This window comes from Streptomyces sp. NPDC006879, from assembly GCF_042869595.1.
Taxonomy (GTDB): domain Bacteria; phylum Actinomycetota; class Actinomycetes; order Streptomycetales; family Streptomycetaceae; genus Streptomyces.
The window spans coordinates 1-10,390 of sequence record NZ_JBIAGC010000076.1 but is presented as its reverse complement, the minus strand read 5'-3'; the positions used below and the strand labels follow the sequence as shown (position 1 = coordinate 10,390).

Below are 10,390 nucleotides of genomic sequence, written 5' to 3'. Positions count from 1 at the left end.
CCCATGGTCGCGGCGATGTCGTCCATGGTGGTTCGTCGTACCCCGTACCTGGCCAGACAGCTGTAGGTCGCGTCCAGAACCTCCGAAAGCCGGTCGGCATCCACGGTCAGCCCAGCATCTTCAACAGCTCCTGAGCGGCCTGGGCAGAGGAAGCCGGGTTCTGGCCGGTGACGAGGGTGCGGTCGACGAGGACATGCGGGGCCCACGCCTCTCCCGCCTGAACCTGCGCTCCAATGGCGATCAGTCGGTCGTGCAGGAGCCACGGAGCCTTGTCGGCGAAGCCGGCCTGCTCTTCCTCCAGATTGGTGAAGGCCGCGACCCGGTAGCCGGCGAAGGCGTTGGAGCCGTCAGCGGCTTCGGCGGCGAGCATGGCAGCCGGTCCATGGCACACAATGCCGAGCGGCTTGCCCGACTCCAGGGCGGCCACGAGCAGGCGGCCCGATGTCGGATCGACGGCCAAGTCCTCCATCGGGCCGTGGCCACCGGGGTAGTAGACGGCCGCGTAGTCGTCGAGGACGACGTCTTCGAGGCGGATCGGCTTCCGCAGGACCGTCACTTCGGCGAGCTTCCGCGTCATCACCTGCGCGTTCTCCTCGCCACCGTTCACCTCGGGCGCAAGGCTCCCGCGGTCGACCGTCGGCACCACACCCCCGGGGGTGGCCACGACCACCTCGTGCCCGGCGGCGGTGAACGCCTCGTAGGGGACGACCGCCTCTTCCGCCCAGAAGCCGGTCGGGTGCTTGCTGCCGTCCTTGAGCGTCCAGGAGTCGGCCCCGGTCACCACAAAAAGGATCTTCGCCATGGTTCACCTCTCTCCGGGCGGACCCTGCTGGCCCACCTCACTCAGAGACTCTACAGACTGACACTTTGAATGCAAAACGTCAGAACGGTAGAGAGGTGAGCGGATGCTCACCCGGAGTAACCGCCGCGAGAGTCGCGGTGACGCCCCACCCGGGCGCACGGGCCGCTCAGCTCATGCGCTACCGGTCGTCGCCTGTGCGGGAGTACGCCCGGTCCACGCGCGAAAGGCACGGTAGAAGGAGTTCGGATCCTCGTAACCGAGGAGGAAGGAGACGTCCCGCACGGTCAGGTCCGCTCGGGACAGGTAGTGGCGCGCCAAGGCCTCGCGCGTGTCGTTCAACACGTCCTGGAAGGTCGTACCCTCCCCCTTCAGACGCCGCTGAAGGGTGCACGTGCTCAAGGCCAGGGCCGTGGCCACCGGGCCCATGGCGGCACGGCCTGCGGGGAGTAGTTCGAGGAGGACGGCCCGTACGCGCTCCGCGGTGGAGGAGCCGGACTCCAGCTCGGACAGGCGACGGCTCAGCTCTGGTTCGAAGAACTCCCACATCCGCTGGTCCGCCGTGAGGAACGGCCGGACGGCGTCAGTGGCCGCAAAAGTGATCGTGCGCCGGGGCCCTCACTCACCCGGACGCCGAGGAAGTCACGGTAACCGCCGTTGTCCACAGGAGGATCGGGGACGGTGACTCGTAGCGGCTCCACGTGTACCCGGGTCGCGATCCTGGCCAGCGTCACCCAGAAGACAAGCTCGGCCAGGGCCAGCAACGCAGGAGGATGCATGTCCGGCGGCCATTCACAAGCCAACATGGTCTGCGCGGGCGTGACGGTGACGCTCACCCTCATCGGCTCGATCAGCCTCTTGTAGGTGGCTATCCGGCGCGCGGCGGTATTGAGGTCGGGGCTGCACAACGCAGCGAAGAGAGGCGGGTCGAAGACCTCTGCCGACAGGGCTCTGCCGATGGTGATCGGCAGTTCGGGGTCCCCGCTCTCCGCTTCGATCCCCCGCCACAGGGCGAAGTACTGAGCGGGTGACAGCGTCACCGACTGCCCGGTGAACAGGTCTCCGGGCAGTCCGGCACGTCGTAGCACCCGGGCGGGCTCCACTCCCAGGTCGTTCAGGAGCGCCTGCACGGCGGGGTACACGGTGAAGTCCGGGGCAGCCATGTCACTCCCCGAAGCGGACGGTGGCAGCACCGGTTCGCACGGCGAGCGAGGCAGAACGATCCCGGCCGGGCGGACCAGCCGTCCGCGCGCCGCACGGTTTCACAGGGCGCGCATGGCGATGCGGTCGAAGGTCCGGTCACCGAGCCACTTCCGCAAGGCGATCATCGGTTTCGCGTACTTCCCCGCCGCGTAGCGGATCCGGGGGCGTTGGGCGTTGATCGACTTCACGATGACGTCGGCGATCGCGGCGGCGGGTGTCGCTCCGCTCGCCGAGTAGGTCTTGCGCGTGGCCACGGCAACCCGTTGCGCGAGATCGGCGTAGGCGGAGGAGCCCGAACGCTTGAGCATCGGCTCCAGCATGACGTCACCGAACTCGGTCTCGATCACTCCCGGCTCGATGACGACCACGTCGATGCCGAACGGGGCGAGCTCCAGCCGCAGACAGTCCGACCACCCTTCGAGCGCGTGCTTGGTGGCGTGGTACCAACTCCCCAGCGGCAGGTAGATCTTGCCGCCCATCGAGGAGATGTTGACGATGCGCCCGGAACCCTGTTTGCGCATGTGGGGAAGAACTTGCTGGGTCAGCCGGGCCAAGCCGAAGAGGTTCACCTCGAACTGGTACCGGGCCTCGTCGATCGAGGTGTCCTCCATGGCCCCGTAGAGCCCGAAGCCGGCGTTGTTGACCAGGACGTCGACTCCCCCGCGCTCGGCGGCCACGCGGTCCACCACCGCGGTGACGTCCGCTTCCTTGGTGATGTCCATCTTCAGCACGGTGGCACCCAGGTCCTCAAGATCACGCATGCTCTCAAGCCGTCGGGCAGCGGCATACACCACGTACCCCTGACCGATCAACTTCTTGACCGTTTCCTTGCCCATGCCGGACGAAGCTCCGGTGACCAGGACAGTACGCATGGTGATCTTCTCCTCGCAGATGGCCGGTGCGGCCTCCTGCAACCACGTTAGGGCGCGCGGGCCGCCTCCGCACTGGCCGATGACGCCAGCGGACCTGCAGATCGCGCCACGCGCCGGGGGGACCGACCGCGGCCACAGAAGGGGGAATCTCAGTGCGAAGCACCTCGCAGCGCATGCGGAGCGTGCGCCCGCACCGTCTCCATGAGCTGACTCACCGACGGGTTGACCAGCGCCCTGCCGGCCACGGTCACGGTGGGTACCGTCTCGTATCCCCCCGCGACCGAACGCACCACGGCAGCGGCCTCGGGGTCCCGCCAGATGTTCACCTTCCGGCAGCGCAGTCCCTTCAGGGCCAGGATCAGGCGCAGCTTCACGCAGTACGGACACCTGGGCCGCCAGTAGAGAACCACCTCCTCGTTCTCAGCCATGTCCCCTCATCTCGTCGCCTCCTCGGGAGCGTTCCGGACGGGGGTCGGTGCGCGCTCCCCCTCTCAAGGGTCGCACCGAGCCCTCATCTCACCGGTCCGGCACGATCGCAGAAGCACAGCAGGATCGGGGCCGGGAGTGTCAAGGGGCGGGGAATGCGCAAGCGGTCTACCGTGGCGGGGTGTTGCGCAGCGAAGATCGAGTGGCACTGGCAGCCTTCGCCGCGACGTCTCTCCTCGCGGGCGGCAACGCGGTCGGGGTGCGCTTCAGCAATCGGGAACTCGACGCGCTCTGGGGCGCCGCACTGCGTTTCGGCGGCGCGGCGCTGGTGTTGTTGGCGCTGATGGCGATCATGAGGCTGGAGTTCCCGCGCGGGCGCGCGCTGTTCGGCGCCGTGCTGTTCGGCGCGTTGAATTTCGGGCTCGCCTTCGCCCTCGCGTACTACGCGCTGGAGTACATCCATGCTGGTCTGGGTCAGACGGTGCTTGCTCTGGTGCCATTGGCCACCCTGTTGCTCGCCATCGCACAGCATCAGGAGAGGTTCCGCACCTCAGCGGTGGTCGGTACGGCTCTGGCCACAGTGGGCGTCGCACTCATCTCCAGGGCGCCGTTGCAGTCGTCCGTACCCCTCCTGGCCCTGTTGGCCATCTTCGGGGCGGTGCTGTGCTTCGCCCAGGCAGCGGTCCTCGTGCGGCACTTGCCGCATCTCCATCCCGTCACCATGAACGCGGTGGGCATGACCGCGGCGGCTGTCCTGCTCTTCGCGGGGTCTGGCCTCGCGGGGGACCGATGGGCCCTTCCCCAGCGGGCGGAGACGTGGTGGGCCCTGGGTTACGTGATCGTCGCCGGCTCGGTGCTGACCTTCTTGTTCTATCTGGTGATCATCCAGCACTGGGGGGCGTCGCGGGCGGCCTACGTCTTCGTCGTGATTCCCCCCACCACCCTCGTCTTCTCCGCCTGGCTGGACAACGAGCCGCTGACCGCGTCCCTGCTGCTCGGCGCTCCCTTCATCATTCTCGGCGTCTACTTGGGAGCGCTGCGCAGACGAGGCTGAGTTCGGGGGCAGCCGTGGCGACGTGGGTGCGTTACGGCTCGGACCTGCGGGTGACAGGAAGGCCCGGGCTCCTCTCCCGGCGACGGCGCCTAGTGCCTCAGCGTGGGAAGACGGTGCTGAGCAGGCGGGCCAGCTCGGTCTGCTCGGCTTCGGAGAGCCGGTCGAGGCCGGCGTGGGTGCCGTTCATGGTCGATCGGATGGCGTCGATGGCCTGGATTCCCTCTTCGGTGAGGGCGACGTTCTTCACTCGACGGTCTGCCGGGCTCACCTCCCGCCGTACCAGGCCGCGTTTTTCCAGGCGGTCGATGACTCCGGTCATGTTGGACGCGTCACAGCCGAGGGTGCCTGCGAGCGAACGCATGGAGTCGGGCGAGCGACGCAGCACGGTCAGCGTCTTGGCCTGGCTGGACGTGAGCCCGGCCGCGGCAGCAGCGGTGGCGAAGTCGGCGTAGTGGGCGCCCAGCGAGTGGGCGAGCAGCTCCATGAGCTGCGCTTTGACGGCGGGCGATGTAGGAGGCATGCACTCCACTCCGGTCCGGAACTTGACCTGGTCAATGGTTGAAGTTTACCTTCTCCAAGTTGCTTGACATCCTCAAGTATCCATATGGTTAATCATCGCTTAAGTCAACTATCGCGGCTCCTGCCCGCCATAGCCCCGTGAGGAATGAATCCGTTGAAGCCCACCCCCTCCTTGACACCCGAGCGCCGGCCCGCCGGAACCGGGCTCATCCTCGTACTGGGGCTCGCGGCCATGGTCGTCTCGATGATGCAGACCCTGGTCGTGCCGATCCTCGGCATCATCCAGAACGACCTGGGCACCACCACCGCCAACGTCAGCTGGGTCACCACCGCGACCCTGCTGTCCGCCGCCGTCTTCACTCCGCTGTTGGGGCGCTTCGGAGACCAACACGGCAAGCGGCCCACGCTGATCGGCGTCCTGCTCCTGATGGTCGCCGGGTCGGTGGTGGCCGCCACCACCAGCTCGCTCACCTGGCTCATCGTGGCCCGGGTGATGCAGGGCGCGGCCACCGCGATCTTCCCGCTGGCTCTGTCGGTCCTCCGTGAGGAGATCCGTCCGGCGCGCCTCCCCGGCGCCATGGCCCTGGTCAGTGGCACCCTGGCCTTCGGCAGCGGCCTCGCTCTCGTTGGCGCCGGGCTCCTCACCAGGGGGACCGACCCCGACTACCACCGGGTCTTCTGGCTGGCCGCCGTCCTCGCCGTCGTCGCTCTGGTCGCCGTCTTCCTGACCGTCCCGGCCTCGGCGCACAAGACGGGCGGTCGTACCGACTGGCTCGGCGCCGCGACCCTGGGAGCCATGCTCGTCCTGCTGCTGCTGCCGGTTTCACAGGGACACTCCTGGGGCTGGACCTCCACCCGCACACTCGGCCTGTTCGCGGCGGCCCTCGTGATGACTGCCGTGTGGGTCCTGGTCGAGCGGACCGTACGCGAACCCATGGTGGACATGAAGATGTTCATGCACCGTCCGGTGCTGTTCACCAACCTCGCCGGCCTGATGCTCGGCTTCGCCATGTTCTCCCAGTTCATCGGCGTGTCCTACCTGGTACAGATGCCCGAGAAGCTCGCCGGCTACGGTTTTGGGGCATCAGTGCTGGAAGCCTCCGTGGTCTACCTGCTGCCCTCGACGATCGTCTCGCTGTTCGCGGCGCAGGTCGGTGGACTGCTGGTCGCCCGGATGGGTGCACGTTTCACCCTCGCCTCCGGCGCCGCGTTCGGCATCATCGGCTTCACCTGGATGACCGCGGCCCATGCCAGCACCGCATCGGTGATCATGGCCGGCATGGTCACCGGCGTGGCCATCAGCTTCGGCTACGCAGCAATGCCCGCACTCATCGTGGCCGGCGTTCCGCACCACCAGACCGGCATCGCCAACGGAATCAACTCCATCTCCCGGTCGGTCGGAAGCGCGATCGGCAGCGCGGTGATCACCTCCCTTCTCGCCTCGAAGACCATCGCGAACCTCCCCGAAGGCGTACCCGCGCTGCCTCAGGAGAGCCAGTTCACTCTGAGTTTCGCGCTGGCCGGCGCAGCGTGCGTCCTGGTCCTGCTCACGGCCGTCGTCGGCCTCGGCCGCCGCGGCACGAGCGGACAGGCCCAGGTACCGGCCGCCTCGCAGGAGTCAACGGCTCAGGTGGACGATCTCGTCTCGCGCTGACGTTCGTCCGCAGTCCCCGTCACCCCTCGCCCGCCGCCGCAGCCAACAGATGCGGCGGGCGAGGCGCGCACAGGGCAGGCAGCGCAGGAACACGGGTCCCCTTCGGTCGTATCGGCGAAGCCCCGGGGCACGACCGCCGAGCTCACCGCTCAAGCCGTCGCCGCGCAGTCACCGCCACTACGGTCGGTCGCGTCGAGGAAGGCCCGGATCTCCCCGTTGAACTCCGCCGGGTTCTCCCAGAAGGCGAAATGACTGCTGTGGTCACGCAGGATCCGCAGCCTGGCGCCGGGGATGGATTCGGCCGTCGAACGGGCCGAAGACGTCGGGATGATGCTGTCCTCCCCACCCATGACCAACGTGGGAACATCGATCCGGGGGAGGACGTCACGCCAGTCCTGCACCACGTTGTCCAGCAACAACCGACCGGCGTACTCCCTGGGTAGCCGCAGGTTCTGTGTGAGGACCCAACGACGGTCCTCCTCACTGGCCGCCGGAGTCCACATCGGATCGAGGAACTCGGCTGTGAGCGCCTGCGCATCGAAGCCCGGATCCCGGAGCTTCGCCACCACCCCGGCGATCTCCTCCAGCCCGTACAGCGCGCCGAGCCGATCGGCAAGGCCGGACGGCCAGTACGGCTGATGGATCAAGACCGCGGGCTCGTCGAACAGCACCAGCCGGGCCACCCGTTCGCCGGCGAACAGGTCCCAGTAGGACCAGGTCACACCGCAACCCGCCGAATGGGCCACCCAGATCACCTCGGTGAGGTCCAGTGCCTGGACGAGCTGGTGAACGTCCATCGACAGCCGTGCCAGCCGATAGCCGTGGTCCGGCTTCTGGGAGTCTCCGTGACCTCGGTGGTCAAGAGCCACCACATGGTGGGTGCGGGCGAAATCGGCGATCTGGTAGCGCCACTGGGCGGCCGTCTGAGACCAGCCCGGGACGAAGAGCATGTCGGGACCGCTGCCGGCCTCCAAATAGTGCAGTCGCACACCGTCGTTGGTGGTGACATGCCCGCTGCTCACGTCGGTCAATGCCTTCTCCTTCGTCACACGGCCGCAGCGCACCGGTGCGCTGCGGCTGCGTTCGCCCGCCGGACCCGCAGTCCTCCGCAAAAGCACAATCGTGACGAAACACACCTGCACAGACAAACTCCCACGCCCCTCGGAGCACTCGGAAAAGGCTTCACCACAGATCCCGCGCCCTCCCGTGGCGGCTCCGAACGGGGGCGGCCACACCGGCTCTGCCGCCGGCGCGCGCGGCACCGGTTTGAACCGGGTCTCGATCGGCACTAGGTTCGGCCTGCGCCGCTGGGCACCAGCGGCGCAGGCTCCTCGGGGGAGGGATGTGCGGTGCGTGGCACGTCAAGGGGTCTGGGGACAGTCCCGGCCGTGGTGTTGCTCGGGGCGCTCGCCGGCTGCACGTCAGGGGCAGCCCCCGATTCGATCACCAGCGCACGCGCCGAGGCCACTGCCGCCCCGGCAGTCAGTGGCGCAGCGTCCACCGCGAAGGCTGTCGTACTGGGCGGCCCGCGGTCAGCCTGTCCGCTGCCCGTCTCGTTCGAACTCGCCGCCTCCTGGTTCCCCGAAGCGGTCCACGTGGGCCTCGCCCAGGGATCCGTCCAACTGGTGTGCGAGATCGACGCCAAGCCAGCCGGACACCTCGGCTTCCTACGCGTGTGGACCGGGACCGACGCCGACGAGGACCCACACCAGGCCCTCGAAGCCTTCGTGGCCGGGCATTCGGACACCGAGTCGGTCACCTACACCGCGACCAGGACCGGAGGCTTCGCAGCCGCCGAAGCCGCCTACACGATGCACGTGGCGTCGACCGACGTCAGCAAGAGAGAACGTGCCCTCGCGCTGAAGACCCCCCGCGGCGTGGTCCTCCTCCACCTCGCGGGCCTGGACTCCCAGGAACACGAGGCGATGCTCCCCGCGTTCGAACAGGCCAAGAGGACCATCCGCGGCAGCTGAGCCGCTCCCCCGCCCCTCCTGGCCCGAGCGGGCGTCGGCCCGAGGGGGAACCTCCGCCTTGGCTGGACCCATTTGAGAGGCGGACCGGGGTTCGAGCCGTGTCCTACCCTTCCGGGTGAGTGCCGGAAGGGATACTCGGGGCCATGATCAGCGGACTTCGCGACCGCATTCTGCCGGCCGCCCAGTGTCGGTCCATGTACGACCTGGTGCAGGATCTGGACCTGTCAGCCGGGGACGCCACGGCGAAACGCTCAGCGTTCTGGACGATGCTCACCCTGTCCTCCGTCATCGCGGCCGGCGGAGTGATCACTGACTCCACCGCCACCGTGATCGGTGCGATGATCATCGCACCGCTGTCCACACCGATCATGGGCATCGCCCTGGGGTCCGTACAGCGCCAGCGGACCGGGGCGGGCCTCTACGTCCTCTTCGGTTGTCTGCTGGTGGTCGGCATCGGGACGGCGTTCTCTGCTGTCCTCCCGCAGAACTACGACCTCCTGTCGAACAGCCAGATCTCGGGACGGACCTCCCCCGGTCTGCTCGACCTGGTCTCCGCACTGGCCACGGGCCTGGCCGGCGCGGTTGCCCTCGGCCGACGTGACGTGGCCGCCGTGCTCCCCGGAGTGGCCATCGCGATCTCCCTGGTCCCGCCGCTGGTGGTGACCGGAGTGTGCCTGGGGCATCTGGCCTGGTGGCTGGCGCTGGGTGCATTGGTGCTGTTCCTGTCCAACCTCTTCGCCCTGGTGTTCGCGGGCATGGTGATCTTCGCTGCTCTCGGCTACCGCTCCGGCATCACGGAACCCATCCGGCACTCCGCCCGCCGTACCTACATCGCGCTGGCCCTGCTCTTCGCCGCCGTCTTCGTACCGTTGGCGGCGAACACCGCCTTCGCCCTGCTGCTCAACACGTGGACGGCACGGGTGAAGGTCGCCGCCGAGCAGTGGCTCTCCGCCGACCCGGGGGCCTCCGTCACCAGCGTGGACGTGGTGTCCAGGACGATCTACGTGCACGTCCGCACCCCTGGCGACCTACCCCCGTTGAACACGCTGCTCTCAGACCTCGAAGGGCAGGTCCCGGACGGCATCCCGATCGTGGTGGACGCCACGAGGGGCCGCCGTATCGACGCCGGGCGGGTCGGCGACAAGGACGGTCAGAGCGGCAGCCTGCCGGCCGGCACCGTGGGCAGCCAACTCGATCCGGGCGGTTCCTGAGCAGCAAGCGAGCGCAAGCTGCCGAGAACCGACGGACCAGCGGTCGGCAGAGCCCCGGTGATCCGCCGTCAGCGAATCCCCTTCAGCGCTGGTGACCGCGGTGGTTGAGTACGGGCATGGAGATCCTGGTGCTTGCCGGCACGGCGTGGGTGGGCCGAGAACTGTCCCGGCGGGCAGGCGAACGCGGTCACCATGTGACCTGCCTCGCTCGGGGCGAAAGCGGAGACGTCGCGGCCGGCGCGACGCTGGTGACAGCGGACCGCCATGAACCCGCCGCGTACGCGCCGCTGTTGGAACAGGAGTGGGACGCCGTCTTCGAGGTGTCCTGGCAACCGGGGTTCGTCCGGGCGGCGCTCGACGCCTTGGGCGCCAAGTCCCGGCACTGGGTGTACATATCCCCCATCAATGCCTATGCCTCCCACGCCACCCCGGGCGCGGACGAGTCCGCGGCCCTCCTGACCGCGACGGACCGTAGCCACGTCGATCGCGACCTGTACGGGCGGGCGAAGATCGCGTGGGACCGTCGCCGGCTACGCCATCCAGTACGACCGTGACCCGACGCCCCTCCCGCCTCTGGCCCAGGGCTGAGCTTGCTCCGCTTTGACGGACACCCTCGTTGTGGTGGTCAGACCGCGAGTGTGGTCTCGTAGTCGGCGGGGCTGCGGTAGCCCAGGCTGCT

At 68.2% G+C, this 10,390-nt stretch carries 11 protein-coding genes and 1 pseudogene; 5 read left to right on the top strand and 7 right to left on the bottom strand.

From position 1 onward, the window contains the following. Window positions 1-106 precede the first annotated feature (106 nt). From ACFYMC_RS29090 to ACFYMC_RS29070, 5 genes are all read right to left on the bottom strand, one after another. Window positions 107-802, bottom strand: a complete 696-nt coding sequence (locus ACFYMC_RS29090; protein ID WP_388530942.1) for a type 1 glutamine amidotransferase domain-containing protein — start codon at window positions 800-802, stop codon at window positions 107-109. A 171-nt stretch (window positions 803-973) separates the two neighbouring features. Then, window positions 974-1,348, bottom strand: a complete 375-nt coding sequence (locus ACFYMC_RS29085; protein ID WP_388530939.1) for a helix-turn-helix domain-containing protein — start codon at window positions 1,346-1,348, stop codon at window positions 974-976. Then, window positions 1,321-1,962: an AraC family transcriptional regulator ligand-binding domain-containing protein gene (locus ACFYMC_RS29080; RefSeq protein ID WP_388530936.1), complete on the bottom strand. Its 642-nt coding sequence runs from the start codon at window positions 1,960-1,962 to the stop codon at window positions 1,321-1,323. Before ACFYMC_RS29080 ends, ACFYMC_RS29085 begins: the two co-directional genes overlap by 28 nt. 99 nt (window positions 1,963-2,061) lie before the next feature. Beyond that, window positions 2,062-2,874 (bottom strand): oxidoreductase, encoded by an 813-nt coding sequence (locus tag ACFYMC_RS29075; RefSeq protein ID WP_388530934.1) that lies wholly within the window; start codon window positions 2,872-2,874, stop codon window positions 2,062-2,064. A gap of 149 nt (window positions 2,875-3,023) precedes the next feature. Further along, complete coding sequence (locus ACFYMC_RS29070; protein ID WP_388530931.1) at window positions 3,024-3,302, bottom strand: glutaredoxin domain-containing protein; 279 nt, start codon at window positions 3,300-3,302, stop codon at window positions 3,024-3,026. A 179-nt stretch (window positions 3,303-3,481) separates the two neighbouring features. On the opposite strand from ACFYMC_RS29070, the gene ACFYMC_RS29065 reads away from it, so the two are divergent. Then, window positions 3,482-4,354: a DMT family transporter gene (locus ACFYMC_RS29065; RefSeq protein ID WP_388530928.1), complete on the top strand. Its 873-nt coding sequence runs from the start codon at window positions 3,482-3,484 to the stop codon at window positions 4,352-4,354. 97 nt (window positions 4,355-4,451) lie between these two features. Here the strand turns inward: ACFYMC_RS29065 and ACFYMC_RS29060 are convergent, their stop codons facing one another. Continuing rightward, window positions 4,452-4,874 (bottom strand): MarR family winged helix-turn-helix transcriptional regulator, encoded by a 423-nt coding sequence (locus ACFYMC_RS29060; protein ID WP_388530925.1) that lies wholly within the window; start codon window positions 4,872-4,874, stop codon window positions 4,452-4,454. Window positions 4,875-5,018: 144 nt separating this feature from the next. Here ACFYMC_RS29060 and ACFYMC_RS29055 point away from each other — a divergent pair, with 144 nt between their 5' ends. After that, on the top strand, window positions 5,019-6,527 hold the full coding sequence (locus ACFYMC_RS29055) for an MFS transporter (protein WP_388530922.1): 1,509 nt from the start codon (window positions 5,019-5,021) through the stop codon (window positions 6,525-6,527). 149 nt (window positions 6,528-6,676) lie between these two features. On the opposite strand, the gene ACFYMC_RS29050 is transcribed toward ACFYMC_RS29055, so the two are convergent. Then, on the bottom strand, window positions 6,677-7,549 hold the full coding sequence (locus ACFYMC_RS29050; protein ID WP_388530945.1) for an alpha/beta fold hydrolase: 873 nt from the start codon (window positions 7,547-7,549) through the stop codon (window positions 6,677-6,679). 366 nt (window positions 7,550-7,915) lie between these two features. On the opposite strand from ACFYMC_RS29050, the gene ACFYMC_RS29045 reads away from it, so the two are divergent. From ACFYMC_RS29045 to ACFYMC_RS29035, 3 genes and pseudogenes are all read left to right on the top strand, one after another. Beyond that, window positions 7,916-8,500, top strand: coding sequence for a lipoprotein (locus ACFYMC_RS29045; protein ID WP_388530920.1), 585 nt, complete (start codon window positions 7,916-7,918; stop codon window positions 8,498-8,500). Window positions 8,501-8,643: 143 nt separating this feature from the next. Then, a complete protein-coding gene (locus ACFYMC_RS29040; RefSeq protein WP_388530917.1) occupies window positions 8,644-9,711 on the top strand; it encodes a DUF389 domain-containing protein in 1,068 nt (355 codons plus the stop codon). 116 nt (window positions 9,712-9,827) lie between these two features. After that, window positions 9,828-10,226 (top strand): annotated as a pseudogene (locus ACFYMC_RS29035) (oxidoreductase); the annotation flags it as partial. Window positions 10,227-10,390: the final 164 nt, after the last annotated feature.